At 76.6% G+C, this 26,897-nt stretch carries 32 protein-coding genes and 1 pseudogene; 25 read left to right on the top strand and 8 right to left on the bottom strand.

What is annotated here, in order from left to right:
• Positions 1–82: 82 nt before the first annotated feature.
• From ACI780_RS12635 to truA, 4 genes are all read left to right on the top strand, one after another.
• Complete coding sequence (locus ACI780_RS12635) at positions 83–1,159, top strand: DNA-directed RNA polymerase subunit alpha (RefSeq protein ID WP_456874286.1); 1,077 nt, start codon at positions 83–85, stop codon at positions 1,157–1,159.
• A 149-nt stretch (positions 1,160–1,308) separates the two neighbouring features.
• Positions 1,309–2,001 carry a 50S ribosomal protein L17 gene (gene rplQ / locus ACI780_RS12630; RefSeq protein ID WP_456869215.1) on the top strand — a complete coding sequence of 231 codons (693 nt, stop codon included), beginning with the start codon at positions 1,309–1,311 and terminating at the stop codon, positions 1,999–2,001.
• The gene (locus ACI780_RS12625; RefSeq protein ID WP_456869214.1) at positions 1,998–2,381 is read left to right on the top strand and encodes a hypothetical protein; all 384 of its coding nucleotides are present in this window, start codon (positions 1,998–2,000) and stop codon (positions 2,379–2,381) included. The genes rplQ and ACI780_RS12625 overlap by 4 nt, the downstream gene beginning before the upstream one ends.
• Before the next feature lie 7 nt (positions 2,382–2,388).
• On the top strand, positions 2,389–3,237 hold the full coding sequence (gene truA, locus ACI780_RS12620; RefSeq protein WP_457003352.1) for a tRNA pseudouridine(38-40) synthase TruA: 849 nt from the start codon (positions 2,389–2,391) through the stop codon (positions 3,235–3,237).
• A gap of 1 nt (position 3,238) precedes the next feature.
• Here the strand turns inward: truA and ACI780_RS12615 are convergent, their stop codons facing one another.
• Complete coding sequence (locus ACI780_RS12615; RefSeq protein ID WP_457003284.1) at positions 3,239–3,901, bottom strand: NAD(P)-binding oxidoreductase; 663 nt, start codon at positions 3,899–3,901, stop codon at positions 3,239–3,241.
• A gap of 32 nt (positions 3,902–3,933) precedes the next feature.
• A complete protein-coding gene (gene mobA, locus ACI780_RS12610) occupies positions 3,934–4,536 on the bottom strand; it encodes a molybdenum cofactor guanylyltransferase (RefSeq protein WP_456869212.1) in 603 nt (200 codons plus the stop codon).
• 41 nt (positions 4,537–4,577) lie between these two features.
• Between mobA and fdhD the strand changes: the two genes are divergently transcribed.
• Positions 4,578–5,408 carry a formate dehydrogenase accessory sulfurtransferase FdhD gene (fdhD, locus tag ACI780_RS12605; RefSeq protein ID WP_456869211.1) on the top strand — a complete coding sequence of 277 codons (831 nt, stop codon included), beginning with the start codon at positions 4,578–4,580 and terminating at the stop codon, positions 5,406–5,408.
• 61 nt (positions 5,409–5,469) lie between these two features.
• On the opposite strand, the gene ACI780_RS12600 is transcribed toward fdhD, so the two are convergent.
• Genes ACI780_RS12600 through moeA form a run of 3 tightly spaced genes read right to left on the bottom strand, consistent with a single transcriptional unit; the run spans position 5,470 to position 7,624 of the window.
• Complete coding sequence (locus ACI780_RS12600) at positions 5,470–5,967, bottom strand: MogA/MoaB family molybdenum cofactor biosynthesis protein (protein WP_457003281.1); 498 nt, start codon at positions 5,965–5,967, stop codon at positions 5,470–5,472.
• Complete coding sequence (gene moaC, locus ACI780_RS12595; RefSeq protein ID WP_457003279.1) at positions 5,964–6,434, bottom strand: cyclic pyranopterin monophosphate synthase MoaC; 471 nt, start codon at positions 6,432–6,434, stop codon at positions 5,964–5,966. Before moaC ends, ACI780_RS12600 begins: the two co-directional genes overlap by 4 nt.
• Positions 6,431–7,624, bottom strand: a complete 1,194-nt coding sequence (gene moeA, locus ACI780_RS12590; protein ID WP_457003277.1) for a molybdopterin molybdotransferase MoeA — start codon at positions 7,622–7,624, stop codon at positions 6,431–6,433. The genes moaC and moeA overlap by 4 nt, the downstream gene beginning before the upstream one ends.
• 155 nt (positions 7,625–7,779) lie before the next feature.
• Between moeA and ACI780_RS12585 the strand changes: the two genes are divergently transcribed.
• The 9 genes from ACI780_RS12585 to ACI780_RS12545 all read left to right on the top strand — a co-directional run bounded on the left by ACI780_RS12585 (position 7,780) and on the right by ACI780_RS12545 (position 16,941).
• Positions 7,780–8,265, top strand: coding sequence for a beta-class carbonic anhydrase (locus ACI780_RS12585; RefSeq protein ID WP_456869207.1), 486 nt, complete (start codon positions 7,780–7,782; stop codon positions 8,263–8,265).
• Positions 8,266–8,440: 175 nt separating this feature from the next.
• Positions 8,441–8,884: a 50S ribosomal protein L13 gene (gene rplM / locus ACI780_RS12580; RefSeq protein ID WP_456869206.1), complete on the top strand. Its 444-nt coding sequence runs from the start codon at positions 8,441–8,443 to the stop codon at positions 8,882–8,884.
• Positions 8,881–9,303 carry a 30S ribosomal protein S9 gene (gene rpsI / locus ACI780_RS12575; protein ID WP_456869205.1) on the top strand — a complete coding sequence of 141 codons (423 nt, stop codon included), beginning with the start codon at positions 8,881–8,883 and terminating at the stop codon, positions 9,301–9,303. Before rplM ends, rpsI begins: the two co-directional genes overlap by 4 nt.
• An 11-nt stretch (positions 9,304–9,314) precedes the next feature.
• Positions 9,315–10,658 (top strand): phosphoglucosamine mutase, encoded by a 1,344-nt coding sequence (gene glmM, locus ACI780_RS12570; protein WP_456869204.1) that lies wholly within the window; start codon positions 9,315–9,317, stop codon positions 10,656–10,658.
• 86 nt (positions 10,659–10,744) lie between these two features.
• The gene (gene glmS / locus ACI780_RS12565) at positions 10,745–12,619 is read left to right on the top strand and encodes a glutamine--fructose-6-phosphate transaminase (isomerizing) (RefSeq protein WP_456869203.1); all 1,875 of its coding nucleotides are present in this window, start codon (positions 10,745–10,747) and stop codon (positions 12,617–12,619) included.
• A gap of 161 nt (positions 12,620–12,780) precedes the next feature.
• Entirely contained in the window at positions 12,781–13,155 is a 375-nt protein-coding gene (locus ACI780_RS12560) for a holo-ACP synthase (protein ID WP_456869202.1), read from the top strand.
• Positions 13,152–14,606 carry an NAD(P)H-hydrate dehydratase gene (locus ACI780_RS12555; protein WP_457003274.1) on the top strand — a complete coding sequence of 485 codons (1,455 nt, stop codon included), beginning with the start codon at positions 13,152–13,154 and terminating at the stop codon, positions 14,604–14,606. Before ACI780_RS12560 ends, ACI780_RS12555 begins: the two co-directional genes overlap by 4 nt.
• Entirely contained in the window at positions 14,603–15,733 is a 1,131-nt protein-coding gene (alr, locus tag ACI780_RS12550) for an alanine racemase (protein WP_457003272.1), read from the top strand. Before ACI780_RS12555 ends, alr begins: the two co-directional genes overlap by 4 nt.
• Positions 15,733–16,941 carry an alpha/beta fold hydrolase gene (locus ACI780_RS12545; RefSeq protein WP_457003270.1) on the top strand — a complete coding sequence of 403 codons (1,209 nt, stop codon included), beginning with the start codon at positions 15,733–15,735 and terminating at the stop codon, positions 16,939–16,941. Before alr ends, ACI780_RS12545 begins: the two co-directional genes overlap by 1 nt.
• On the opposite strand, the gene ACI780_RS12540 is transcribed toward ACI780_RS12545, so the two are convergent.
• Positions 16,938–17,525: a TIGR04222 domain-containing membrane protein gene (locus ACI780_RS12540; RefSeq protein ID WP_457003268.1), complete on the bottom strand. Its 588-nt coding sequence runs from the start codon at positions 17,523–17,525 to the stop codon at positions 16,938–16,940. The two genes, ACI780_RS12545 and ACI780_RS12540, sit on opposite strands and share 4 nt — an antisense overlap.
• Before the next feature lie 69 nt (positions 17,526–17,594).
• Here ACI780_RS12540 and ACI780_RS12535 point away from each other — a divergent pair, with 69 nt between their 5' ends.
• The 9 genes and pseudogenes from ACI780_RS12535 to ACI780_RS12495 all read left to right on the top strand — a co-directional run bounded on the left by ACI780_RS12535 (position 17,595) and on the right by ACI780_RS12495 (position 22,822).
• Entirely contained in the window at positions 17,595–18,224 is a 630-nt protein-coding gene (locus tag ACI780_RS12535) for a uracil-DNA glycosylase (protein WP_456869197.1), read from the top strand.
• The gene (gene tsaE / locus ACI780_RS12530) at positions 18,221–18,676 is read left to right on the top strand and encodes a tRNA (adenosine(37)-N6)-threonylcarbamoyltransferase complex ATPase subunit type 1 TsaE (protein ID WP_457003265.1); all 456 of its coding nucleotides are present in this window, start codon (positions 18,221–18,223) and stop codon (positions 18,674–18,676) included. Before ACI780_RS12535 ends, tsaE begins: the two co-directional genes overlap by 4 nt.
• Positions 18,673–19,362, top strand: coding sequence for a haloacid dehalogenase-like hydrolase (locus tag ACI780_RS12525; RefSeq protein ID WP_457003263.1), 690 nt, complete (start codon positions 18,673–18,675; stop codon positions 19,360–19,362). Before tsaE ends, ACI780_RS12525 begins: the two co-directional genes overlap by 4 nt.
• Before the next feature lie 62 nt (positions 19,363–19,424).
• Complete coding sequence (locus ACI780_RS12520) at positions 19,425–19,931, top strand: GNAT family N-acetyltransferase (protein WP_456869194.1); 507 nt, start codon at positions 19,425–19,427, stop codon at positions 19,929–19,931.
• Between the two features lie 43 nt (positions 19,932–19,974).
• A pseudogene (locus ACI780_RS12515) lies at positions 19,975–20,184 on the top strand (NUDIX domain-containing protein); the annotation flags it as partial.
• A 124-nt stretch (positions 20,185–20,308) separates the two neighbouring features.
• Positions 20,309–20,947 carry a tRNA (adenosine(37)-N6)-threonylcarbamoyltransferase complex dimerization subunit type 1 TsaB gene (gene tsaB / locus ACI780_RS12510; protein WP_457003261.1) on the top strand — a complete coding sequence of 213 codons (639 nt, stop codon included), beginning with the start codon at positions 20,309–20,311 and terminating at the stop codon, positions 20,945–20,947.
• The gene (gene rimI, locus ACI780_RS12505) at positions 20,944–21,390 is read left to right on the top strand and encodes a ribosomal protein S18-alanine N-acetyltransferase (RefSeq protein ID WP_457003259.1); all 447 of its coding nucleotides are present in this window, start codon (positions 20,944–20,946) and stop codon (positions 21,388–21,390) included. The genes tsaB and rimI overlap by 4 nt, the downstream gene beginning before the upstream one ends.
• Positions 21,387–22,421, top strand: a complete 1,035-nt coding sequence (gene tsaD, locus ACI780_RS12500) for a tRNA (adenosine(37)-N6)-threonylcarbamoyltransferase complex transferase subunit TsaD (protein WP_456869189.1) — start codon at positions 21,387–21,389, stop codon at positions 22,419–22,421. Before rimI ends, tsaD begins: the two co-directional genes overlap by 4 nt.
• Before the next feature lie 32 nt (positions 22,422–22,453).
• Positions 22,454–22,822, top strand: coding sequence for a nuclear transport factor 2 family protein (locus tag ACI780_RS12495; RefSeq protein ID WP_457003256.1), 369 nt, complete (start codon positions 22,454–22,456; stop codon positions 22,820–22,822).
• 11 nt (positions 22,823–22,833) lie between these two features.
• Here the strand turns inward: ACI780_RS12495 and ACI780_RS12490 are convergent, their stop codons facing one another.
• A complete protein-coding gene (locus ACI780_RS12490) occupies positions 22,834–24,042 on the bottom strand; it encodes a THUMP-like domain-containing protein (protein ID WP_457003255.1) in 1,209 nt (402 codons plus the stop codon).
• 182 nt (positions 24,043–24,224) lie between these two features.
• On the opposite strand from ACI780_RS12490, the gene groES reads away from it, so the two are divergent.
• Positions 24,225–24,533 carry a co-chaperone GroES gene (groES, locus tag ACI780_RS12485; protein ID WP_456869186.1) on the top strand — a complete coding sequence of 103 codons (309 nt, stop codon included), beginning with the start codon at positions 24,225–24,227 and terminating at the stop codon, positions 24,531–24,533.
• Positions 24,534–24,636: 103 nt separating this feature from the next.
• Positions 24,637–26,277 carry a chaperonin GroEL gene (gene groL / locus ACI780_RS12480; RefSeq protein ID WP_456869185.1) on the top strand — a complete coding sequence of 547 codons (1,641 nt, stop codon included), beginning with the start codon at positions 24,637–24,639 and terminating at the stop codon, positions 26,275–26,277.
• A gap of 177 nt (positions 26,278–26,454) precedes the next feature.
• On the opposite strand, the gene ACI780_RS12475 is transcribed toward groL, so the two are convergent.
• A complete protein-coding gene (locus ACI780_RS12475; RefSeq protein ID WP_089402147.1) occupies positions 26,455–26,754 on the bottom strand; it encodes a WhiB family transcriptional regulator in 300 nt (99 codons plus the stop codon).
• Positions 26,755–26,897: the final 143 nt, after the last annotated feature.

Raw genomic sequence — 26,897 nt, 5'->3', positions numbered from 1 at the left:
GGACCGATGTCCGCCGGGGCCTGCACCACCCCCCTCACGGCGTCATATGGCGGGCGCCGGAGGACAGTGAAGGAGATCCACCGTGCTCATCGCACAGCGACCCACGCTGACCGAGGAGACCCTCACCGAGCAGCGCTCGCGGTTCGTCATCGAGCCGCTGGAGCCCGGCTTCGGCTACACCCTCGGCAACTCCCTGCGCCGCACCCTCCTGTCGTCGATCCCCGGTGCTGCCGTGACCAGCATCCGGATCGAGGGCACCCTGCACGAGTTCACGACCGTGCCCGGGGTCAAGGAGGACGTCACCGAGATCATCCTCAACCTCAAGGGCCTGGTCGTCAGCTCCGACTCCGACGAGCCGGTGACCATGTACCTGCGCAAGCAGGGCCCCGGTGAGGTCACCGCCGCCGACATCGCGCCCCCGGCCGGTGTCGAGGTGCACAACCCCGACCTGCACATCGCCACCCTCAACGGCAAGGGCCGGCTGGAGATCGAGCTCGTCGTCGAGCGCGGCCGCGGCTACGTGCCCGCCCCGCAGAACAAGCAGCCCGGCCAGGAGATCGGCCGCATCCCGGTCGACTCGATCTACTCGCCGGTCCTCAAGGTCACCTACGCCGTCGAGGCCACCCGCGTCGAGCAGCGCACCGACTTCGACCGCCTCGTCGTCGACGTCGAGACCAAGCCGTCGATCGCCCCGCGCGACGCCATCGCCTCCGCCGGCTCCACGCTGGTCGAGCTGTTCGGCCTGCTGCGCGAGCTGAACGTCGACGCCGAGGGCATCGAGGTCGGCCCCAGCCCGGCCGAGGCCGCCGACATCGCCAACTTCTCGATGCCGATCGAGGACATGGACCTCACCGTCCGGTCCTACAACTGCCTCAAGCGCGAGGGCGTGCACACCGTCGGCGAGCTCGTCACCCGCTCCGAGGCCGACCTGCTCGACATCCGCAACTTCGGGGCCAAGTCGATCGACGAGGTCAAGATGAAGCTGGCGGCCATGGGCCTCGCGCTCAAGGACAGCCCGCCCGGGTTCATCCCGACCTCCGTCGAGAGCTACGACGAGGGCTACGAGACCGACGCCTACCACGGCACCGGCGAGTACGGCACCGAGTACGGGCAGGTCCAGTACGACGACGGCTCCTACCAGGAGACCGAGCAGCTCTGACGCTGCACCGGCCGGGCGGCGGGGTACCCCACCGCCCGGCCGAGGGCTCCCCGGCCACCACACCGGGCCCCGCCACACCGAGCACGAACGCACAGCAGCACCTGGACGCAGCCGGCAGCGCCCGCCCGGCCGCCTGAGGAAGGACCGACATGCCCACCCCCACCAAGGGCCCCCGTCTCGGCGGGTCCCCCTCGCACGAGCGGCTGATGCTGGCCAACCTGGCCACCTCGCTGTTCGAGCACGGGCGGATCACCACCACCGAGGCCAAGGCCAAGCGGCTGCGTCCGTTCGCCGAGAAGCTGGTGACCTTCGCCAAGCGCGGTGACCTGCACGCCCGCCGTCAGGTCATGACGGTCATCCGGGACAAGGACGTCGTCCACCACCTGTTCGCCGAGATCGGCCCCCGCTTCGAGAACCGGCCGGGCGGCTACACCCGCATCACCAAGGTCGGCCCGCGCAAGGGCGACAACGCGCCCATGGCCGTCATCGAGCTGGTCGAGGCGCTGACCGTCGCGCAGCAGGCCGTCGGCGAGGCCGAGCGCGCCCGCGGCACCCGCTTCGCCTCCGGTGCCGGCGCGGCGTCGGCCTCCGGTGAGGTCACCGCCGACGCCATCGAGGCCGCCGACGCCGACACCCCGAGCGCCGACGCGGACACCACCGAGGAGTCGGACACCCTCGCGTCGGAGAACGAGGCCGTGGCTGCCGCCGAGGGCGGGGCCGAGGCCACCGACGCCGACGACGCGGCCACCGCCGACGCCACCGAGACCGTCGCCGCCGACGCCGAGACTCCCGGCGACGCCGAGACCCCGGGCGACGGCGCGGCCCCCGGCGGCACCCGGTGACCAGCGCGGAGCGCCCCGGCGAGGGCGGCAACGCCGGCGCCGTCGGCGTCCCCGCCAGCGGCGGTGACCAGGGCGCGACGTTCGCCGGCGAGACCACCGGCCCCGGGGGCGACACCTCCCCGGCCGTGACCGCCGGCGAGGTCGACCCCGAGGCGCAGCAGGTCGTCACCGACGTGTTCAGCCCCGACGGCGACCGCCAGGACGACAGCGACGTCCGGCCGGAGCCGCAGCGGGAGAACGCCGCGGTCGTCGACGACCCGACGCTGCCGCCGGACGTGGCCCGCGCGGCCGCCGCGGAGATCGAGGCCGCCGAGCTGGGCGACGCGGCCACCTCCGGCACGCTCTCGCCGGGCGGCGAGTCCGCGCCCGACCCCCGGTGAGCGCTCGCTGAGCAGCCACCACCCGACGGACGAGCCCGCCACCGACACCGGTGGCGGGCTCGTCCGTCTCCGCCTCGACCTCGCCTACGACGGCACCGGCTTCTCCGGCTGGGCCCGCCAGCCCGGGCGGCGCACCGTGCAGGCCGAGCTCGAGGCCGGCCTGACGACGGTGCTGCGCACGCCGGTGCACCTGACCGTCGCCGGCCGCACCGACACCGGCGTGCACGCGACCGGGCAGGTCGCCCACGCCGACGTGCCGCGGGACGCGTGGGTCGCGCAGGCCGGGCGCCTGGTCCGCCGGCTGCGCGGCGTCCTGCCGCCCGACGTCGCCGTCCGCGCCGTCACCGAGGCGCCGCCGGGCTTCGACGCCCGCTTCGCCGCGCTGGCCCGGCACTACGCCTACCGCCTCACCGACGCCGACGGCGGCCCGTCGCCGCTGCGCCGGGCCGACACGGTGGGCTGGCCGCGGCGCCTCGACGCCGGTGCCATGGACGCGGCCGCCGAGCTGCTGCTCGGCCGGCACGACTTCGCCGCGTTCTGCCGTCGCCGCGAGGGCGCGACCACCATCCGCACGCTCCTGGCGCTGGGCGTGGCCCGCGACGGCGACGTGGTGACCGTCGAGGCCTCCGCCGACGCCTTCTGCCACTCGATGGTGCGCAGCCTCGTGGGGGCGCTGCTCGCCGTCGGTGAGGGCCGCCGCGAGCCCGGGTGGCCGGCCGCCCTGCTGACCCGGGCCCGGCGCGCCGACGAGGTCGCCGTCGCCCCGCCCGGCGGGCTGACGCTGCTGCGCGTCGACTACCCGGCCGACGCCGACCTGGCGGCCCGCGTGCAGGTCACCCGCGCGCTGCGCAGCTGAGTCACGGCAGCGCCGCGACGGCCTCCTCGATCGGCGTCGAGCCGCCGACGAGCTCGACCACCTCGTCGGCCTTCCCGGAGTCGAGCAGTGCGACCAGGACGGCGGCGACGTCGTCGCGCGGGACGTCGCCGGGCTCGACGCCGTGGTCGAGGGTGACCCGCCCGGTGCCGGGGTCGTCGGTGAGCCGTCCCGGCCGCAGGATCACCGTGTCCAGCGCGGTGCGCGGGAGGATCACGTCCTCGGCGCGCAGCTTGGCCTGCAGGTAGGTGGCGAAGACGGGGTCCATGCCCTTCGGCGTCCCCTGCCGGGCCTGCTCGACGCCCATCGAGGACACCAGCAGGTAGCGGCGGACGCCGGCGCGCTCGGCGGCGTCGGCGAGCAGCACCGCGGCGGCGTGGTCGACGGTGTGCTTGCGGGCCGCGCCGCTGCCCGGGCCGGCGCCCGCGGCGAAGACGACGGCGTCGGCTCCCCGCACGGCCTCGGCGACCTCGTCGACCGAGGCGGACTCGAGGTCCAGGACGGCCGGCGTGACGCCGTCGGACTCCAGGTCGGCGGCGTGGTCGGGGTTGCGGACGATCCCGACCACGGTGTCCCCGCGGCCGCTCAGCAGCCGGCCGAGGCGGCGGGCGACCTGTCCGTGGGCACCGGCGATGGCGACGCGCATGGCGCCGTCCTACCACCCTCCGGCGGGCGCGGTCACCCCCAGCCCAGTTCGCCGGCGGCCGCGCGGGCACGGGCGAGGTCGGCGGGGGTGTCGCAGTCGGTCCACGGCGGCGGCGTGCCGGGCCGCCGGCCGGGCCGGTGACGGGTGACCGACAGCGCGGCCAGCACCCGGCGCACCGGCACGGGACCGCGCGCGCCGGCGAGGGCGCGCCGCAGCGCCGCCGTCCGCCAGATCCCCAGCAGGTACTGGTCGCGGCCGGCGTCGTCGACGACGAGGACGCCGTCGCCGGTGAGCAGCCCGCGCAGCTCCCGGACCAGCGCGGGGGTCACGAACGGCAGGTCGCCGGCGAGGACCGCGACCACGTCGGTGTCGACGGCGGCGACGCCGGTGCGCATCGCGGCGACCGGGCCGCCGCCGGGCGGCTGCTCGCGCACCACGACGACGTCGTCGGGCACCGGCTGCGGCGGGCCGACGACGACCCGCGGGCCGGCGTCGGCGACGGCGTCGAGCACGGCGGCCAGCATCGTGCGGCCGCCGACCAGCAGCTGCGGCTTGGCCCGGCCGCCGAGCCGGGCCGCGCGGCCGCCGGCGAGCACCACCGCCGCGTAGGGCGGGAGCGGGTCCGCTGCGGTCACGGAGCGACCGTAGGGGTCGGGCCTGGGTACCGTCGCTGATCGTGGGACGAGTCACCAGCCGCACCCCCGTGCTGCGCATCCGGGGCCCCGTGCGCACCACCCGGCCCGACACGGTGGCCGCGGAGGAGCCGCTGGAGATCCGGCTGGACGGCACGCCGCTGGCGGTCACCATGCGCACGCCCGGCGCGGACTTCGACCTGGTGCACGGCTTCCTGGCCACCGAGGGGGTCATCGGGGGAGTCGAGGACGTCGCCGGGTTGCGCTACTGCAACTCCGTCGACGACGAGGGCCGCAACACCTACAACGTCGTCGACGTCGACCTGGCCGCCGGCGTCGAGGCGCCGGCCACCGCGCTGGACCGGAACTTCCTCACCTCGAGCTCCTGCGGCGTCTGCGGCAAGGCGAGCATCGACGCGATCCGCACCCGCACCCGCCACGACGTCGCCGCCGACGCCACCCGGCTGGAGCTGGCGACCCTGCTGGCGATGCCCGACCGGCTGCGCGCGGCGCAGGAGGTGTTCAGCAGGACCGGCGGGCTGCACGCCGCGGGGCTGTTCACCGCCGACGGTGAGCTGGTGGCGCTGCGCGAGGACGTCGGGCGGCACAACGCGGTGGACAAGGTGGTCGGCGACGCGGTGCGCGCGGGCCGGCTGCCGCTGTCCGGGCACGTGCTCATGGTCAGCGGGCGGGCGAGCTTCGAGCTGACCCAGAAGGCGGCGATGGCCGGGATCCCGGTGCTGGCCGCGGTGTCGGCGCCGTCGTCGCTGGCGGTGGAGCTGGCCGCCGACGTGGGCATCACGCTGGTCGGCTTCCTGCGCGGCGACGGCTGCAACGTCTACACCCGCTCCGACCGCCTCGTCCTGCCCGACTGACGCCGAGCGGGTGCGCCCACGCCGCGCTCCCGGGCCGGGAACACGGCGCCGGCGCACACGCTCAGGGCCGCGGGTGGTCGCCGCCGCGCAGCTGGGACACCACGTGGGGGAGGAGCGGCCCCAGCACCGCCAGCCCGTCGCGCACGCCGCCGGTCGAGCCGGGCAGGTTGACGATCAGCGTCCGCCCCGCGGTGCCGGCGACGCCGCGGGAGAGCACCGACGTCGGCACCTCCCCCTCCCCGTAGCGGCGCACCGCCTCGGCCAGCCCCGGCGCGTCCCGCTCGACCACCGCACGGGTGGCCTCGGGCGTGACGTCGGTGGGGGACAGCCCGGTGCCGCCGGTGGTGAGGACGACGTCGGCCCCGGACGCGACCGCCTCGCGGAGGACGGCGACCAGCGCGTCGACGTCGTCGGGGCGCACGTGCGGCCCCTCGACGGCGAACCCGAGCTCGCGCAGCCCCTCGGCCAGCACCTGCCCGCTGCGGTCGTCGTAGACGCCGGCCGAGGCCCGGTTGGAGGCGGTGACGACGACGGCCCGCGCGCCCTCGGGGAGGGTCACCGCCGCCACTCCCCGCTCCTGCCGCCGGACTTGGCCAGCAGCCGCACGTCGGTGATGGCGGCCCGCGGGTCCACGGCCTTGACCATGTCGATCACCGTGAGCCCGGCGACGGCGACCGAGGTCAGCGCCTCCATCTCCACGCCGGTGCGGTCGGCGGTGCGCGCGGTCGCGGTGATCTCGACGGCGTCGTCGGCGACGGTCACGTCCACCGTCACGCCGTGCAGCGCGATCGGGTGGCACAGCGGGACGAGGTCCGGCGTCCGCTTGGCCCCGGCGATGCCGGCGATCCGCGCGACGGCCACCGCGTCGCCCTTGGGGACCCCCTCGTCGCGCAGCAGCGCCACCACCTCGGGGCTGACCAGCACCCGCCCGGCGGCGGTGGCCTCGCGGGCGGTGACGGGCTTGGCGGAGACGTCGACCATGCGGGCGGCGCCCGTCTCGTCGACGTGCGTCAGCCGGTCGCTCACTGCAGTGCTCCTTCGATCAGGACGACGTCGACCGCAGCGCCCGCGGGCAGCTCGGTGACGTCCTCGGGGACGACGACCAGGCAGTTGGCCCGGGCGAGGTGGGCGACCAGGTGCGAGCCGGGCCCGCCCACCTGGGAGACGCGGCCGGCGTCGTAGCGACCGCGCAGGAACTGCCGCCGCCCGGCGGGGGAGCGCAGCGGCGCGGTGAGCTCGGCGGGCGCCCGCAGCCGGCCGGGGGCGGCGTGGCCGAGCGCCCGGCGCAGGGCGGGGCGGACGAAGACCTCGAAGGACACGAACGAGCTCACCGGGTTCCCCGGCAGCGTCACCACCGGGACGCCGTCGACGGTGCCCGCGCCCTGCGGCCCGCCGGGCTGCATCGCCACCTTGACGAACTCGACGGTGCCCAGCGTGCGGAAGGCGTCCTTGACCACCTCGTAGGCACCGGCGCTCACCCCGCCGCTGGTGACCAGCAGGTCGGCGTCGGCCAGCTCGGCGCGCACGGTGGCGAGGAACTGGTCGACGTCGTCGGGGACGAAGTGCAGCCGCCGGGCGGTGCCGCCGGCGTCCTCGACCGCCGCGCACAGCAGCAGCGAGTTGGACTCGTAGACCTGCCCGGGCAGCAGCGGCTCGCCCGGCTCCACCAGCTCGCTGCCGGTGGACAGCACCAGCACCCGCGGCCGGCGGCGCACCCACAGCGTGCGCGCCCCGACGGCGGCGGCCAGGCCGAGCTGCGCGGCGCCGAGCGGGCTCCCGGCCTCCAGCGCCACGGTGCCGGCGGTGATGTCCTCCCCGGCCCGGCGCAGGTGGGTGCCGGCGGTGGGGGCGTCGCGGATCTCGACGACGTCGGTGGCGGCGTCGGTGAGCTCGACGGGCACGACGACGTCGGCGCCGGGCGGGAGCAGCCCTCCGGTCATGATCCGCTGCACGGTCCCCGGGGCGAGCGGGAGCACGCCGGTGCGGCCGGCCGGGATGTCGTCGGCGACGGGGAGCCGGACGGGGAGCGCCGCGACGTCCGCCGAGCGGACGGCGTAGCCGTCCATCGCCGAGTTGTCGAAGCCGGGCAGCGGGACGGCGGCGGGCACGTCGCGGGCGAGCACGCGCCGGTGCGCCGCGGCCACCGGCACCTCCTCCTCGCCGAGGGGCGCGAGCAGGGCGGCCACCACCGCCTGGTGTTCCTCGACCGTGCGCACCCGGTCATCCTGGCCGATGGCCGCGGACCCGGCTGGCGGGCCCGTCGACCCGGGTCGCGCGTGCCCGCCGGTCCGCGGCATAGGAAGCTCTTCCCGGGTCCGCGCGCCGCAGACGTGCGGAGAGCTTCCTGTGCCTGCACGAGAGGGGTGCCGACGTGGCCGAGTACGAGCGGATGCTGGCCGCCAACGAGGAGTGGGCGCGACGCTTCCCGGGCGAACTGCCCGTGGCGCCGGCGCGCAAGGTCGCCGTGGTCGCCTGCATGGACTCCCGGATGCCGCTGTTCCCGCTGTTGGGGCTCGACGTGGGCGACGCGCACGTCATCCGCAACGCCGGCGGGGTGGTCACCGACGACACCATCCGCTCGCTGACGATCTCCCAGCACCTGCTGGGGACCCGGGAGATCGTCCTGGTCCACCACACCGACTGCGGGCTGCAGAAGACCGACGACGCCGCCTTCGCCGACCTCGTCGAGCAGGCCACCGGCGCCCGCCCGCCGTGGCCGGCCCGCACCTTCAGCGACCCCGACGACGACGTCCGCGAGTCGATCCGGCTGCTGCAGGAGAGCCCGTTCCTGCTGTCGAAGGACGTCTGCGGCACCGTCTACGACGTCTCCACCGGGCAGCTGCGCCGGGTGGGCTGAGCCCGGTCGCCGCCCGCCGCGGGCTCCCGGGCGGCCGGCCGGCCGCGGCGGACCGGCTGGTATCGTCGTCGGCTGGTGCGCGGCCGCCGGCTGGTGCGCGCGCGCCGCTCCGTCTCCCGTGCTCGGTGAGGCGATCCCACCAGCCGCCCCGACGACGACGGAGGACACGAGCGCCGTGCGCACGTACTCACCCAAGCCCGGCGAGGTCGACCGGGTCTGGCACGTCATCGACGCCACCGACGTGGTGCTCGGTCGACTCGCCAGCCAGATCGCGACCCTGCTGCGCGGCAAGCACAAGCCCCAGTTCGCACCGCACGTGGACGTCGGCGACTTCGTCGTCGTCGTGAACGCCGGCAAGGTCGCCCTGACCGGCTCCAAGCGGGACCAGAAGACCGCCTACCGGCACTCCGGCTACCCGGGCGGCCTGCGGGCCATCAACGTCGGCGACCAGATCCGCACGCACCCCGACCGGGTCGTCGAGCGCGCCGTCAAGGGCATGCTGCCGCACAACAGCCTCGGCCGGCAGATGCTCAAGAAGCTGAAGGTGTACGCGGGCCCCGAGCACCCGCACGCCGCCCAGCAGCCGAAGACCTTCGAGATCAAGCAGGTGGCCCAGTGACCACGCCCGTGACGACCGTGACCGACGCCGAGGGGCGTCCCGTCCAGACCGTCGGCCGGCGCAAGGAGGCCGTCGTCCGCGTGCGGCTCGTGCCCGGCACCGGCCAGTTCCAGCTCAACGGCCGCACCCTCGAGCAGTACTTCCCGAACAAGGTGCACCAGCAGCTGGTCCGCGAGCCGCTGGTGACCCTCGAGAAGGCCGAGCAGTACGACGTCGTCGGCCTGCTCAAGGGCGGCGGCGTCACCGGCCAGGCCGGCGCGCTGCGCCTGGCCATCGCCCGCGCCCTCATCGAGGTCGAGGCCGAGGACCGTCCCGCCCTGAAGAAGGCCGGCTTCCTCACCCGCGACGCGCGGGTCAAGGAGCGCAAGAAGTACGGCCTGAAGAAGGCCCGCAAGGCGCCTCAGTACTCGAAGCGCTGACCGGCACCGCCGTGGGTCGCCTCTTCGGGACCGACGGCGTCCGGGGTCGGGCCAACGCCGACCTCACGCCGGAGCTCGCCCTCTCGGTGGCCCGTGCGGCCGCCGGTGTGCTCGCCGACCGCGACGGGACCTCGCGTCCCGTCGCGGTCGTCGGCCGTGATCCCCGCGCCAGCGGGGAGATGCTCGAGGCCGCCGTGGTCGCGGGCCTGGCCAGCGCGGGCGCCGAGGTGCTCCGCGTGGGCGTGCTCCCGACCCCGGCCGTCGCCTTCCTCACCGCCGGGACCGGCGCCGACCTCGGCGTCATGATCTCGGCGAGCCACAACCCGATGCCCGACAACGGCATCAAGCTGTTCAGCCGCGGCGGCCACAAGCTGCCCGACGCGGTCGAGGCGGCGATCGAGTCGACCGTGCTCGCCGGCGACGCGGCCGGCCACCGGCCCGTCGGGGCCGAGATCGGGCGGGTCCGCGACCTGCCCGGCGGCGCCGCCGACTACGCCGCCCACCTGCTGGCCACGCTGCCCGCGCCCGTCGCGGGGCTGCGGCTGGTCGTCGACTGCGCGCACGGCTCGGCGGCCACCTGCGCGCCGGACGTCTACCGCCGCGCCGGCGCCGAGGTCACCGTCATCGGCGGCGAGCCCGACGGCCGCAACATCAACGACGGCGTCGGCTCGACCCACCTGGGCCCGCTGACGCAGGCCGTGCGGGAGACCGGCGCCGACCTCGGCATCGCCCACGACGGCGACGCCGACCGCTGCCTGGCCGTCACCGCCACCGGCGAGGTCGTCGACGGCGACGCGATCCTCGCCGTCTGCGCGCTCGGCCTCAAGGAGCGCGGCGCGCTGGCGCAGGACACCGTCGTCGCCACCGTGATGAGCAACCTCGGCTTCCACCACGCCATGCGCGACGCCGGCATCGGGGTGCACACCACCGCCGTCGGCGACCGCTACGTGCTCGAGGCGCTGCGCGCCCGCGGGTTGTCCCTCGGCGGGGAGCAGAGCGGCCACCTGGTCTTCCTCGACCACGCCACCACCGGCGACGGCCTGCTCACCGGGCTGGCGCTGCTCTCGCGCATGTCGGTCACCGGGGCGCCGCTGGCCGAGCTCGCCGCGGTGGTGCAGCGCCTGCCGCAGACGCTGGTCAACGTGCCGGTCCGCGACCGCATCGCCGTCGTGGAGAGCGACACCGTCGCCGCCGCGGTCAACGCCGCCGAGGAGGAACTCGGCGACGACGGCCGGGTGCTGCTGCGCCCCTCGGGCACCGAACAGCTGGTGCGGGTGATGGTCGAGGCGCCCACCCAGGAGCACGCCGACGCCGTCGCCCGGCGCCTCGCCGAGGTCGTCGCCGCCGTCGGCTGACAGCCGGTGAGGCGGCTGGGACGGCCGGTACGTCTCACACCTCGGAGGGACGGATCGGTCCACCTCCGCCGGTACCCTCGGTGCACATGTGCGGCATCGTCGGCTACGTCGGCCCCAAGAACGCCCTGGACGTCGTCCTCGAGGGCCTGCGGCGGCTGGAGTACCGGGGCTACGACTCCGCGGGCGTGGCCGTCCGCGTGGGCGGCCCGGACTCCGGGGAGCTGGCCACGGCCAAGAAGGCCGGCAAGCTCGCCAACCTCGAGAAGGTGCTGGCCGACGCGCCGCTGCCCGAGTCCACGATCGGCATCGGGCACACCCGGTGGGCCACCCACGGGGGCCCCACCGACCGCAACGCCCACCCGCACCTGTCCGCCGACGGCCGGGTGGCCGTGATCCACAACGGGATCATCGAGAACTTCGCCGCGCTGCGGGCCGAGTGCGAGGCCGCCGGCGTCGAGATGCGCTCGGAGACCGACACCGAGGTCGTGTCCCACCTGCTGGCCGCCGCCTACGAGCGGCAGCCCGAGGGCGCCGGCCGGCTGGCCGAGGCGATGCGCGCGGTCAGCCGCCGGCTGGAGGGTGCGTTCACCCTGGTCGCCGCGCACGCCGACGAGCCCGACACGCTGGTCGCCTCCCGCCGCAACAGCCCGCTGGTCGTCGGCGTGGGCGACGGCGAGTACTTCCTCGGCTCCGACGTCGCCGCGTTCATCGCGCACACCCGCGAGGCCCGCGAGCTCGGCCAGGACCAGGTCGTCGAGATCGACCGCACCCGCGGGCTGACCGTCACCGACTTCGACGGCGCCCCGGCCGAGCCCACCGCCTACACCGTCGACTGGGACGCCGCGGCCGCCGAGAAGGGCGGTCACGACTGGTTCATGCTCAAGGAGATCGCCGAGCAGCCGCACGCCATCGCCGACACCCTGCTCGGGCGGCTCGGCGACGAGGGCGAGCTGGTCCTCGACGAGGTGCGGCTGTCCGACCAGGACCTGCGCGACGTCGACAAGGTCTTCGTCGTCTCCTGCGGCACCAGCTACCACGCCGGGCTGATCGCCAAGTACGCCATCGAGCACTGGACCCGCATCCCGGTCGAGGTCGAGGTGGCCAGCGAGTTCCGCTACCGCGACCCGGTGCTGGACCGCTCGACGCTGGTCGTCGTCATCAGCCAGTCCGGCGAGACGATGGACACCCTCATGGCGCTGCGCCACGCCAAGGACCAGAAGGCCCGCGTGCTGGCCATCTGCAACGTCAACGGCTCGACGATCCCGCGCGAGTCCGACGCCGTGCTCTACACGCACGCCGGCCCGGAGATCGCCGTCGCCTCGACGAAGAGCTTCCTGGCGCAGATCGTCGCCTGCTACCTCGTGGGCCTTTTCCTCGCCCAGGTGCGCGGCATCAAGTACGCCGACGAGGTCGCCGCGATCGTCTCCGAGCTGCAGAAGCTGCCCGAGGCCGTCGAGCAGGTGCTCACCCAGATGGAGCCGGTGCGCGAGCTCGGCCGCTCGCTGGCCGACGCCGACACCATCCTGTTCCTCGGCCGGCACGTGGGCTTCCCGGTGGCCCTCGAGGGCGCGCTCAAGCTCAAGGAGCTCGCCTACATCCACGCCGAGGGCTTCGCCGCCGGTGAGCTCAAGCACGGCCCGATCGCGGTGATCGACGAGGGCACGCCGGTCGTCGTCATCGCGCCGTCGCCCCGGGGCCGCAGCCTGCTGCACGGCAAGGTGGTCTCCAACATCCAGGAGGTCCGCGCCCGCGGCGCCCGCACGATCGTGATCGCCGAGGAGGGTGACGAGGACGTCGTCCCCTACGCCGACCACCTCATCCGCGTGCCCCGGACGCCGACCCTGCTCGCGCCGGTGGTGACCACGGTGCCGCTGCAGATCCTCGCCTGCGAGATCGCCGACACCCGCGGCTTCGACGTCGACCAGCCGCGCAACCTGGCCAAGAGCGTCACCGTCGAGTGAGGCCGCGCCACGATCAGGTGACCTGATCGTGGCGCGTCCTCCCGCACGGTGCACCGCGAGGGAGGACGCGCTGCGGTGCGGGAGGACGCGCTGCGGTGCGGGAGGACGCGCTGCGGTGGGCCAGGACGGCGGGCGACGCAGCGGCACGGCAGACTGACCCGGTGATCGTCGGGGTCGGGATCGACGTGGTCCCCGTGACCCGCTTCGCCGAGTCGCTGGTCCGCACCCCGGGCCTGCGCGACCGGCTGTTCACCGAGGCCGAGCAGACCACCCCGCGCGGCACGGAGCGCAGCGCCGAGTCGCTCGCCGCGCGGTTCGCCGCGAAGGAGGCGGTGGCCAAGACACTCGGCGCGCCAGGAGCGCTGCGCTGGCACGACGTCGAGGTGACCGTCGGCGACCACGGCCGGCCGCACCTGGCCGTCCGCGGCACGGTCGCCGCCCGGGCCGCGGAGCTGGGCATCACCCGCTGGCACCTGTCGCTGAGCCACGACGGCGGGATCGCCTCGGCGGTGGTCGTCGGCGAGGGGGCGCCGTGATCGGCCTGTCCACGGTCGCCGAGGTGCGCGCCGCGGAGGACGTGCTGCTCGCCGCCACCCGCGAGGGCGCGCTCGTGCAGCGCGCGGCCACCGGACTGGCCACCGTCTGCCTGCGCCTGCTCGGCCGGGCCCACGGCACCCGCGCCACGCTGCTCGTCGGCGGCGGCAACAACGGCGGCGACGCGCTGTTCGCCGGCGCGCACCTGGCCGCCCGCGGCGCCCGCGTCACCGCCGTCCTCCTCGACCCCGCCCGCGCCCACCCCGCCGGCCTGGCCGCGCTCCGCCGCGCCGGCGGGCGGGTGACCGGCCCCGACGGCGACGACGGGCTCGACCGCGCCGACCTCGTCCTCGACGGCATCGTGGGCATCGGCGGCCGCGGCGGGCTGCGCCCCGAGGCGGCGCGGCTGGCGCAGCGGGCCGCCACCGGACCCGGGCTGACGGTCGCCGTCGACGTCCCCAGCGGCGTCGACGCCGACACCGGTGCGGTCGAGGGCGCGGCCTTCCCCGCGCTGTACACGGTCACCTTCGGCGCGGTCAAGCCCGGGCTGGTCGTCGGGGAGGGGCGCGGCTACGCCGGCACGGTGCACCTGGTCGACATCGGCCTCGGCCCCCACCTCGCGCCCGCCCGCGCCCACCAGCTCACCGACGCCGACGTCGCCGTCCACCTGGAGCCACCGGGGCCGAGCGACGACAAGTACTCCCGCGGCGTGGTCGGCGTCGTCGCCGGCTCGGCGGCCTACCCCGGCGCCGGCGTGCTGTGCACCGGGGCGGCGCTGCGGACGCGCTGCGGCCTGGTCCGCCACGCCGGCCCCGCGGGCGACGCCGTGCGCGCGGCCTGGCCGGAGGTGATCGTCACCGACGGCGGACCCGGCGAGGCCGGCCGGGTGCAGGCCTGGGTGGTCGGCCCCGGCGCGGGCACCGACGACGACGCCCGCCGCGTGCTCGCCGAGGTGCTCGCCACCGACCTGCCCGTCGTGGTCGACGCCGACGCGCTGACGCTGGCCGCCCGCGAGCCGGAGCTGGTCCGGGGGCGGAGCGCGCCCACCGTGCTCACCCCGCACGACCGCGAGTTCGCCCGCTTCGGCGAGCCGGTGGGCGCCGACCGGATCGGCAGCGCCCGTCGGCTGGCCGCCGACCTCGGCGCCGTCGTCCTGCTCAAGGGCGACGCGACCGTCGTCGCCGCCCCCGACGGGACGGCGTTCGTCAACGCGACCGGCACGTCGGACCTGGCCACCGCCGGCAGCGGCGACGTCCTGTCCGGGATCCTCGGCTCGCTGCTGGCCACCGGTGCGCGCGCCGCCGAGGCCGCCGCGGCCGCCGCGCACCTGCACGGCCGCGCCGGTCAGGTCGCCGCCCAGCGGGGCCCGATCGTGGCCGGCGACCTGGTGCGGCGGCTCCCCGAGGCGGTGCAACGGGTCCGCGGTCCCGGCCTGGGACACTCGGGGGTGTGAACACACCCCGGGCCGAGGTGGTCGTCGACCTCGACGCGATCGCGGCGAACACCGCCGCGCTGCGCGAGCGGGTCGGCCGGCCGCTCATGGCCGTGGTCAAGGCCGACGGCTACGGGCACGGCCTGGTGCCCGCCGCGCGCGCGGTCCTCGCCGGCGGCGCCGACGCCCTCGGCGTCGCCGTGCTGGAGGAGGCGCTGGCGCTGCGCGCGGCCGGGGTGGCCGCGCCGCTGCTGGCCTGGCTGCACACGCCGGGCACCGACTTCGCCCCCGCCCTGGCCGCCGAGGTCGAGGTGTCGGTCAACGCGGAGTGGGGGCTCGCCGAGGTGGTCGACGCCGCCCGCGCCACCGGCCGCACCGCCCGGCTGCACCTGTTCGTCGACACCGGCCTGTCCCGCGAGGGCGCCACGATGGCCGACTGGCCCGGCCTGGTCGCCGCGGCCGCCCGCGCGCAGGACGCCGGCGAGGTCGAGGTCGTGGGGCTGTGGAGCCACATGGCCTACGCCGACGCCCCCACCCACCCCACGATCGGCGCCCAGGTGCGCCTGTTCGACGAGGCCGTCGACCTCGCCCGCGCCGCCGGGCTCGACGGCCGCCGGCACCTGGCCAACTCCGCGGCCACGGTGGCGCTGCCCGACACCTGGTACGACATGGTCCGCCCCGGGATCGCCCTCTACGGGCTCGACCCGCTCGGCGGCGACCCCGCCGTCCACGGCCTGCGGCCGGCGATGACGGTGCGGGCGAGGGTCGCGCTGACCAAGCGGGTGGCGGCCGGCGCCGGCGTCTCCTACGGCCACACCTACGCGCCGGCCACCGACACCACCCTGGCGCTGGTGCCGGTCGGCTACGCCGACGGCGTCCCGCGGGCCGCCGGCAACCGCGCGCCGGTGCTCGCCGGCGGCGCCCAGCGCGTCATCGCCGGGCGGGTGTGCATGGACCAGTTCGTCCTCGACGTCGACGACGCCGCGGTGGCGCCGGGCGACGCGGTGGTCCTGTGGGGTCCCGGCGACGGCGGCGAGCCCACCGCGCAGCAGTGGGCCGACGCGCTCGACACCATCCACTACGAGCTGGTCACCCGCGTCGGCGGGCGCTTCACCCGCCGGTACGTCGGGTCGGCGGGGGCGGTCTGATGGCACGCGGCACCGGCACGGCACGACCCGGGCTGGCCGGGGCGCTGGAGCGGCACCCGGCCGTCGGGGTCGCCGGCGCCGTCGTCGGTCTGGCGGCGGCCACCACCGCCGTCGGCGTCGCCGTGGCCCGGATCGCCACCCGCCGGGTGCGCGCGGAGCGGCTCGCGCCGGGCGGCGCGCTCCCCGAGGGCGCCAGCGACGCGCAACTGCGCGAGGACGACCCGCTCGGCCCGGCCTCGCGGCAGGCCGACCGCACCGCGCTGGTCCAGGCCGACGACGGCGTGCTGCTCGCGGTGGAGGAGGTCGGCCCGCTCGACGCGCCGCTGACCGTCGTCTTCGTGCACGGCTACACGCTGTCGATGGCGTCGTGGACCTTCCAGCGGCGGGCGCTGGGCGCCGAGCTGGCCACCGCCAACGGTCACCGGCCCGCGGCCCGGCTGGTCTTCTACGACCACCGCGGCCACGGCGCCTCCTCGCGCGGGCCGGCGGAGAACTCCACCATCGAGCAGCTCGCCCGCGACCTCGCCACGGTGCTGGAGACGCGGGTGCCCACCGGGCCGGTCGTGCTCGTCGGCCACTCCATGGGCGGGATGACCGTCATGGGCCTGGCCGACCTCCACCCGGAGCTGTTCGGCACGAAGGTGGCCGGGGTGGCGCTGGTGTCGACGTCGAGCGGCAACCTCGCCGACCTCGACTTCGGCCTGCCAGAGTTCCTGACCCGCGTGCGGGCCGCGGTGCTCCCGGTCGCGGCCTGGACGATGCGGCGCCGGCCGGCCTTCGCCGAGCGCACCCGCCGGCTGGCCGCCGACGTCGTCTCGGCGGCCACCTGGTCGCTGTCGTTCGCCTCCACCGACGTCGACCCGCGGCTGGGCCGCTACGTCGACGCGATGATCGCCGGCACCCCGGTCGACGTGATCGCGGAGTTCTACCCGGCGCTGGCCGGCCTCGACCAGACCGGTGCCCTCGCGCCGCTGCGGCGGGTGCCCACGCTGGTGCTCACCGGGGACGCGGACTCGATGATCCCGCCGGCGCACAGCGGCACCCTCGTCGAGCTGCTCGGCGGGGAGGGCCCGACCGTCGAGTACGTCGTCGTGCCCGACGCCGGGCACCTCGTGCCGCTGGAGAAGCCCGAGGAGGTCACCCGCGCGCTGGGCCGGCTGGTGCGCCGGGTGGCGGCGGAGACCGCGGGCCGGGTCCCGGGAGCCTAGAGCCGGCCGTCGGCCCCGCGGGCCAGCAGCCGGTCGCGGGTCCGCTGGGCGACGTCGCAGCCGTCGGCGTAGGAGAGCACCCACGGGGAGACCCCGCTGCCGGCCAGCACCGGCCGGCGCGGCGGCTCCAGCACCGCCGCGCGCAGCTCGGGGTCGGTCAGCCGCTCCCGGCCGTCGAGCGCGACGTGCAGCACCGGCCCGACGTCGGCCGCGCGGGCCCGCTCGAGCACCTGGCGCCCCGCCGCGGTCAGCCGTCCGAAGCGACCGAGCAGCCGCCGGCCGCGCAGCCACCGGGCGATGCCGGTGACCCGCTCGTCGGCCAGGGCCCGCCACCGCACCGTCTCCACCGAGCGGCGCCCCCGGCCGCCGACGGCGTCGAGGACGGCGGCCTCGACCGGGTGGCGCCGCCGCGGGTCGAGCACCTGCAGCTCCCCGGGGGCGACCGCGCGGACCCGGCCGGTGACGACCAGCGCCACCAGGGCCGTGTCGACCACCCGGTGCGGGCCGCCGGCGAGACAGGCGACGTCGTAGACGTCCGGCTGCTGCGTCATGGCGGCTCCTCCCGGCGCGGGGGCTCGGGCCAACGGTGACAGGACGCGGGCGGGCGCGGAAGCCCCCGGGCTCCGCCCGCCCGCCCGCCGTAGGGTCGGGCCGTGGCCGCCCCCCGTCCGCCCCGGTCCGACGCCACCGCCGAGGAGGTCGCCCGCACCGCCGCCGCGGCCGCCGACTGGGCCGCGCTGGCCGCGGCCGCCACGCCCTGCGTCGCCTGCCCCGAGCTGGCCGCCAGCCGCCAGCACGTCGTCGTCGGCGACCCCCCGGCGCGCGGGCGGGCGCGCTTCGCGCTGGTCGGCGAGGCGCCGGGCGCGACCGAGGACGGCACCGGCCGGCCCTTCGTCGGGAAGTCCGGGCAGCTGCTGGACCTGCTGCTCGCCGAGGCCGGGCTGGACCGCGCCGAGGCCGCCGTCCTCAACGTCGTCAAGTGCCGCCCACCGGGCAACCGCACGCCGAGGACGCCGGAGGTCGCCCGCTGCAGCGGCTGGCTGCGCCGGCAGCTGCAGCTGCTCGACCCGCCGGTCGTGGTGGCCCTCGGGCTGTCGTCGGCGAAGTGGTTCCTCGGGCCGAGGACCGTGCTCGGCGAGGCCCGCGGCCGCCCGCACGACGTCGACGGCCGCGCCGTCTGGGCCACCTACCACCCGTCGGCGGCCATCCGCTTCGGCCCGAACGGGGCGCCCCGCGCCGGGCTGCTGGCCGACCTGACCTCCGTCGCGGCGAGCCTGCGGTGAGGCGCGCGCACGTCCTGCCCACGGTCGAGGACACCCGGGCGCTGGGCGCGGCGCTGGCCGCCGTCGTCCGGCCCGGCGACCTCGTGGTGCTCACCGGCCCGCTGGGCGCCGGCAAGACCGCGCTCACCCAGGGCCTGGGCGCCGCCCTGGGGGTCGCCGAGCCGGTCACCTCGCCCACGTTCGTCATCGCCCGCGTGCACCGGGGCGGGCGGTTGCCGCTGGTGCACGTCGACGCCTACCGCCTCGGCGCGGCCGCCGACGTCGACGACCTCGACCTCGACGCCTCCACCGAGGAGTCGGTGACCGTCGTCGAGTGGGGCGCCGGGCTGGTCGAGCAGCTCGCCGACGAGCACCTGGAGGTCCGCCTGGACCGCCGCGACGACGACGTCCGCACCGCCGTCCTCGTCCCGCGCGGCCCCGGCTGGGAGACCCGGCTCGACGGCGCCCGGTGACCGCTGCCGGCCGGCGGCAGACCGTCGTCTTCGACCTGGACGGCACGCTCGTCGCCGGGGACTCCTTCGGCGCCTTCCTCCGCTCCCTGCTGGCGGGGCACCCCCTGCGGCTGGCCGCGGCGCTGCTCACTGCGCCGGTGTGGCTGCCGGCGCTCGGACTCGGTCCGGTGCGCGTGTCCGCTGAGCGCTGGCTCGTGTGGCTGGCCGCGGTGGGCCTCGACGCCGAGGCCTTCGCCGCGGCCGCCCGTTCGTTCGCCGGGGAGCACGCCGGCGTCGCGGGCGGTCGCGCCGCCGTGGCCGCGGTCGCCCGGCTCCGCGGGCACCTCGACCGTGGCGACAGGGTCGTCGTGGCCACCGCCTGCCCCGTGCCGCTGGCGGTCGAGGTGTGCCGGGTCATCGGGCTGGGCGAGGTCGAGGTGGTCGCCTCCGACCTGCGCCGCACGCGCTGGGGCCTGCCGTCCCGCACGGTCCCCGCGCGGGGTCGGGGCAAGCTGCAGGCGCTGCGGGCCGCCGGGGTCGCGCTGCCGGTGGACCACGCCTACTCCGACAGCGCCTCGGACCTGCCGCTGCTGCGTGCCGCCCGCGTCCCGCACGTGGTGGACCCCACGCCGCGGGACCTGGCCCGGCTGCGGCGGGAGCTCGGCGCGGACGTCGACCTGCTGCGCTGGGCGCAGCGCCGGGCGTGAGGGGACGACCGACGGCTGCCTCGCCGGGGCGGCGCCCGACCGGCAGGTCTAGCCTCGCGGCCGTGCTCCGGGTCGAGGTGCTGGCCCTGTCCGGCCCGGTGTTCGCCGCCCTGGCCGACGGCGACCTCCCTGCGGCGAACGCGGCGAGCCCGGTGCCGTTGCCGCCGGCCTTCGCCGATCCCGACTGGGCGCCGGTGTGGCGGATGCGGGCCGCGCAGGTGGCCGCCGACCCCGCGGTGGCCGAGTGGGTGACCGGCGTGGTCTGGGACCCGGACCGGCGGCTGGCCGTCGGCCGCGCCGGGTTCCACGGCCCGCCCGACGAGCGCGGCACGGTCGAGATCGGCTACGCCGTGCTGCCCGAGCACCGGCGCCGCGGGTACGCGCGGGCCGCGCTGGTGGCGCTGCTCGACCGCGCCCGCGCGGACCCGGCCGTGCGGGTGGTCCGGCTCTCGATCGCCCCGGACAACGTCGCGTCGCAGGCCGTGGCGCGGCCGTTCGGCTTCGTCGAGGTGGGCCGGGAGGTCGACCCCGACGACGGCCTCGAGATCGTCTACGAGGTCGGCGTGTGAGCGGCCCGCCGCTGGTACCCCGACGCGTGGGACTTCCCGGGCGGGCACCTCGAGCCCGGGGGAGGACGAGCCGGCCGCGCCGGCCCGGGAGCTGTCCGAGGAGCTCGGCGTGACCCCGCTGCAGGCCGACCGGGTGCCGGCCGTCGAGGACGCGGACCTGCACCTCGCGCTGTGGGCGGTGCGCGCCTGGGACGGCGAGCCGCGCAACCTGCAGCCCCACGCGCACGACGAGCTGCGCCGGGTGACCGCCGCGGACCTCCCGCGGCGGCACCTGGCCCACCCGCCTGGGCCGACGTCGTCCGCCGGCCGGCCGCGCCCCCGGCACCTGACCGCCGTCGTCCGGAGCCGGGACACCCGCGCGACTAACCTCGACGGTCGTGCTGGTCCTCGCCCTCGACACCGCGACCCCCACGCTGGTCGCCGGCGTCGCCCGCCGCTCCGCCGCAGGGGACGCCGAGGTCCTCGCCGAGCGCGCCGTCCCCTCGGGCAACCGGCACGCCGAGCTGCTGGTCCCCACCGTGCGGGAGGTGCTCGCGGCGGCCGGCCTCGCGCTCGCCGACGTCGACGCCGTCGTCGCCGGGCTGGGCCCCGGGCCGTTCACCGGGCTGCGGGTCGGGGTGGTCACCGCCGCGGCGCTCGCCGACGCGCGCGGCGTCCCGGCGGTCGGCGTGTGCTCCCTGGACGCCGTGGGGTCGGGAGCGCGCACGGTGGTCACCGACGCCCGGCGCAGGGAGGTCTACTGGGCCACCTACGACGCCGGGGGTGCGCGGGTGGACGGGCCCGGCGTCGTCCGTCCCGAGGACGCGGACCTCAGCGGGCCGCTGGTCGGCGACCCGCGGTTCACCGAGCGGCTGGGCGCCCCGGTGGAGCCGGCCGAGGTGACCACGGCCGGCCTGCTGCGCGCCGCGGCCGGGCCGCTGGCCGACCCCGCGTCGGCCGGGCCGCTCGTGCCGCTCTACCTGCGCCGTCCCGACGCCGTCCCGCCGACGTCGTTCAAGCCGGTGACCAGCGCATGACGGCGCGGCTGCGGCCGATGCGGCTGGCCGACCTCGACGCCGTCCTGGCGCTGGAGGAGGAGCTCTTCGCGCCCGACACCTGGACCCGCGCGATGTACCGCGACGAGCTGGCCCGCACCGACACCCGCCACTACCTGGTCGCCGAGGACGGCGGGACCGTCGTCGGCTACGCGGGGCTGATCGCCTACGACGACGAGGCGCACGTCGCGACCATCGGCGTCGCCCGCGACCGGCAGGGCGAGGGCATCGGGGCGCTGCTGCTCGACGCCCTGCTCACCGAGGCCGACCGCCGCAGCCCGGTCGTGCTGCTGGAGGTCCGCGCCGACAACGACGTGGCGCAGGGGCTCTACCGGCGGCGCGGGTTCACCGAGATCGGCCGGCGCCCGCGCTACTACCAGCCGAGCAACACCGACGCCGTCGTGATGAAGAGGGAACTGCTGTGACCGAGCCGCTGGTGATCGGCTTCGAGACCTCCTGCGACGAGACCGGCGTCGGCGTCGTCCGGGGGCACACCCTGCTCGCCGACGCGCTGGCCACCTCGATCGCCGAGCACGAGCGCTTCGGCGGCGTCGTACCGGAGATCGCCTCCCGGGCGCACCTGGAGGCGATGGTCCCGACCGTGCACCGCGCGCTGGCCGAGGCCGGGGTGGCGCCGTCCGACGTCGACGCCGTCGCCGTCACCGCCGGGCCCGGGCTGACCGGTGCGCTGCTGGTCGGGCTGGCCGCGGCCAAGGCGTACGCGCTGGCGCTGGACAAGCCGCTGTACGGGGTGAACCACCTCGCCGCGCACGTCGCCGTCGACGAGCTGCAGCACGGCCGGCTGGCCGAGCCGTCGCTGGCGCTGCTGGTCTCCGGCGGGCACAGCTCGCTGCTGCTGGTGCCCGACCTCGCCCGCGAGGTCACCCCGCTGGGCCGCACGATCGACGACGCCGCCGGCGAGGCGTTCGACAAGGTCGCCCGGGTGCTCGGCATGCCCTTCCCCGGCGGCCCGCCGATCGACCGCGCGGCCCGCGAGGGCGACCCGGCCGCCATCGACTTCCCGCGCGGCCTCACCGGCCCCCGCGACGCGCCCTACGACGTCAGCTTCTCCGGGCTGAAGACCGCCGTCGCGCGCTGGGTCGAGGCCCGCCGCCGGGCCGGGGAGCCGGTGCCGGTGGCCGACGTCGCGGCGTCGTTCCAGGAGGCGGTGGCCGACGTGCTCACCGCCAAGGCGGTGCGCGCCTGCCGCGACCACGGCGTGGACCACCTGGTGCTCGGCGGGGGAGTGGCGGCCAACTCGCGGCTGCGGGCGCTGGCCGAGGAGCGCTGCGCCGCGGCCGGGATCGTGCTGCGGGTGCCCAGCCCGAGGCTGTGCACCGACAACGGCGCGATGGTCGCCGCGCTCGGGTCGCGGCTGGTCGCGTCGGGCGTCGCGCCGTCCGAGCCCGACCTCGGCGCCGACAGCAGCCTGCCGGTCGACGTCGTCAGCCGCTGACCCGGCGGCTGCGCGCGAGCACACTGCCGCGCATGACCGACGAGGCAGCGCTCCGGGAGCTCGTGGCCGCCTTCAACGCGCACGATCTCGACCGGATCATGGGGTTCTTCACCGACGACTGCGTGCTGGAGACCCCCCGCGGGGCCGATCCGTGGGGCACGCGCTTCAGCGGCCCGGCCGCCGTGCGGGAGGGGCTGGCGGCCCGGTTCAGCGGCATCCCGGACGTCCACTACGGCGAGGACGAGCACTGGACCTGCGGGGACCACGCGGTCTCGCGGTGGCTGCTCACGGGCACGACGACGGCGGGGGAGGAGGTCCGGGTGCGCGGGTGCGACCTGTTCGACCTCGCCGACGACGGCCGCATCCGGCGCAAGGACTCGTACTGGAAGATCGTCGGGTAGGCCGACCGCGCCTATCCGTGTCCGGTGCCGCAGACGAGCGCGGTGGGGGCGCCGGCCACCCGGGTGACGACGACGGTCGCGGTGCCGGCGCCCGGACCGCGGAGCTGCCGGGCGAGCGTCTCGGGCTCGATCGGCGACCCGCGCTTCTTCACCACGACCCGGCCCACCCCGCGGGCCCGCAGCAGTGCGCGCAGCCTCTTGAGGTTGAACGGCAGCACCTCGTCGACCCGGTACGAGGTGACCCAGGGGGAGTCGGCGGGCGCACCGGAGGTCAGGTAGGCGATCGTCGGGTCGACCAGCGTCGCCCCGAGGTCGGCGGCCACCAGGGACACCAGGCCCGAGCGGATGGCGGCGGGGTCGGGCTCGTGCAGCCAGCCGCCGGCCGGTCCGGTGGCGGCCGGTCCCGGGTCGGCGTCGGCGGTGAGCTCGTGGACGGCGTCGTCGCGGACCACCGTCGCCCGCCGCCAGGTGGCCGAGACGGCGCGGCCCCACAGCAGCGCCTCGACGATCGACCCGCGCACCGACACCCACTCGGCCTCGATCCCCTCGGGCACCCGCCCGTGGTCGAGCCCGGGCGCCACCTTGACCACCGACCGCGGCACCCGCTCGAGCAGGGCCGCCACCGTCGACCACGGCGGCGACCAGCGGTCGGGGTCGAGCTGCCGTCGTCCGCCGGCCCGCCGGGCGGGGTCGAGGACGGCGGCGCCGCAGCCGGCGACCTCACCACCGCGGGCGGCCTCCACCAGTTCGACGACGTCGCCGGCCACCACCCACACGTCGTCGGCCACGCCGAGCGCCGCCGCGTTGGCGGCGGTGAGTCCCCGTGCCACCGGGTCGCGGTCGACGGCCAGCACCCGCGCCCCGGCCCGGGCCAGCGCGATCGTGTCCGTGCCGGCCGCGCAGCCGAGGTCGGCCGCGGCGTCGGTGCCGTCGGCGAGCAGCCGGGCGGCGCGGCGGGCGGCGAGCTCGGGCCGGCCGGCCTGCTCCAGGGTGCCGGCGGTGAGGAACAGCCGGTCGGCGTCGGCGCCGAACACCGGCCTGGCCCGCGCCCGCAGCCGGGCCAGCTCCCACGCCGGCCCGGCCAGCTCCGGGCCGACCTCGGCGCGCAGCCGGGCCACGCCGGCCAGGACGTCGACCCCCTCGGCCAGCAGCGCGGCGGCCCGGGCCGTGGCCGCCGCGCCCTCCGGGGTGCGGAGGCGGACCAGGTCGTCGGCGGGCACCGGGCCAGCCTCCCCCAGGGCCGGGTCGCCCGGGCGGCGGACCCGGTTGAGGGGCTGGCACTCTCGTGGGTAGAGTGCCAATCGACACGGGCAGGCGCCTGACCCCCGCGACGGCAGGCCCGGCCCCCGTGCCACAGCATGTGAGACCACCAGCCGTCCGATCCCGAAGGGGGCGTCACCCCGTGACGACCGCTACCAAGGTCACCATCAAGCCGCTCGAGGACCGCGTCGTCGTCCAGGCCAACGAGGCCGAGACCACCACCGCCTCCGGCCTGGTCATCCCGGACACCGCCAAGGAGAAGCCGCAGGAGGGCACGGTCGTCGCCGTGGGCCCCGGCCGCATCGACGACAACGGCAACCGCGTCCCGCTCGACGTCAACGTCGGCGACGTCGTCATCTACTCGAAGTACGGCGGCACCGAGGTCAAGTACGCCGGCGAGGAGTACCTGGTGCTCTCCGCCCGCGACCTGCTCGCCGTCGTGGAGAAGTGACCTCGCTCCACCAGCACTGACCGACCGCCCCGGGCGACCCGACTCCCTCGGGCCCCGGGGCGGTCGTCGTCTCCCCCGCAGCGACCCTGATCGGAAGGGCCCCATGGCCAAGATCATCAAGTTCAACGAGGACGCCCGCCGCTCGCTCGAGCGCGGCGTCGACAAGCTCGCCGACGCCGTCAAGGTGACCCTCGGCCCGCGCGGGCGCAACGTCGTCCTCGACAAGAAGTTCGGCGCCCCGACCATCACCAACGACGGCGTCACCATCGCCCGCGAGGTCGAGCTCGAGGACCCCTACGAGAACCTCGGCGCCCAGCTGGCCAAGAACGTCGCGACCAAGACCAACGACGTCGCCGGCGACGGCACCACCACCGCCACCGTGCTGGCCCAGGCGCTGGTCAAGGAGGGCATGCGCAACGTCGCCGCGGGCGCCAACCCGATGGCGCTCGGCCGCGGCATGCGCGCCGCCGTCGACGCGGTCTCGGCCGCCCTCGACGAGGTCGCCACCCCGGTCGAGGAGCAGGACGCCATCGCCGGCGTCGCGACCATCTCCGCCCAGGACGCCGAGGTCGGCGCCCTGATCGGCGAGGCGATGGAGAAGGTGGGCAAGGACGGTGTGATCACCGTCGAGGAGAGCTCCACCATGTCGACCGACCTCGACGTCACCGAGGGCGTGCAGTTCGACAAGGGCTACCTCTCGCCCTACTTCATCACCGACCAGGAGGCGATGGAGGCCGTCCTCGAGGACGCGCTCGTCCTGCTCGTGCAGGGCAAGATCGGCGCGCTGGCCGACCTGCTGCCGCTGCTGGAGCAGGTGCTCGGCAACGGCGCCCGCCCGCTGCTGATCGTCGCCGAGGACGTCGAGGGCGAGGCGCTGTCCACCCTCGTCGTCAACTCCATCCGCAAGACGATCCGCGTCGTCGCGGTCAAGTCGCCCTACTTCGGCGACCGCCGCAAGGCCTTCATGACCGACCTCGCCATCGTCACCGGCGGCCAGGTGGTCAGCGAGGACGTCGGCCTCAAGCTCGACCAGGTCGGCCTCGAGGTGCTCGGCACCGCCCGGCGGGTGACCGTCACCAAGGACACCACCACGATCGTCGACGGCGGCGGCACGGCCGGCGCGATCGGCGACCGGGTCGCCCAGATCCGCCGCGAGATCGAGTCCACCGACTCCGACTGGGACCGCGAGAAGCTGCAGGAGCGGCTGGCGAAGCTCGCCGGCGGCATCGGCGTGATCCGGGTCGGCGCGGCCACCGAGGTCGAGCTCAAGGAGCGCAAGCACCGCATCGAGGACGCCATCGCCGCCACCCGTGCCGCGGTGGAGGAGGGCGTCGTCCCCGGCGGTGGCTCCGCGCTGGTGCACGCCGCCGCCGCGGTCGACGCGCTGGAGCTCTCCGGCGACGAGCTGACCGGCGCCCGCTCGGTGCAGCGCGCGCTGGAGGCCCCGCTGGCCCGCATCGCCGACAACGCCGGCTTCGAGGGCCGCGTCGTCGTCAGCAGGGTCCGCGACCTCGGTGCCGGCCAGGGCTTCAACGCCGCGACCGGCGAGTACGGCGACCTGGCCGCCCAGGGCGTCATCGACCCGGTCAAGGTCACCAAGGCCGCGCTGGGCAACGCCGCGTCGATCGCCGCGATGGTGCTCACCACCGACTCCGCCGTCGTCGAGGCGCCGGAGGAGGAGGAGCACGCGGGGGCCGGGCACCACACCCACGGCCACTCGCACGGGCACGGCCACAGCCACTGACGCGGGGGGCGCGCCACGATCAGGGGACCTGATCGTGGTGCGTCCTCCCTCACGGCCCACCGTGGGGGAGGACGCCGCGCGGTGAGGGAGGACGCCCGTCGACGGGCGGTCGCGCACACACGACGGAGGGCCGGTCCAGCAGCTGCTGGACCGGCCCTCCGGTGTCTGAGGGGGTGGTTACACCCCGGCGGCGACGGCAGCGGGCTCCGCGGCGATCAGCCGGGCCCGCTCCTCCTCGCTCATGCCGCCCCACACGCCGTAGGGCTCGCGGACGGCGAGGGCGTGCTTGAGGCAGGCCTCGACGACGGGGCACTTGCCGCAGACGGCCTTCGCGGCGGCCTGGCGACGGGCCCGCGCGGGGCCGCGCTCGCCGTCCGGGTGGAAGAACAGGGCCGTGCTCTCTCCACGGCAGGCGCCGTGCAACTGCCAGTCCCAGACCTCGGCCACGGGCGTCGGCAGTCGGCGGATGTCGGCCATCTGGTCCTCCTCGGCTCAGTGCGAGCCGGAGGGGGCGGTCCGGCTGCACGTGGGCCGGTGCCCGAGGGTCGGTGGCGCCAAACACAACCGGGATCGGCATTTTCCCGGCTGTCCTCTCCCTCCGCAGGGTGAGCACGGCTGTC

Source organism: Geodermatophilus sp. SYSU D00814, from assembly GCF_054050055.1.
This window is presented reverse-complemented; position numbering and strand designations above follow the sequence as displayed.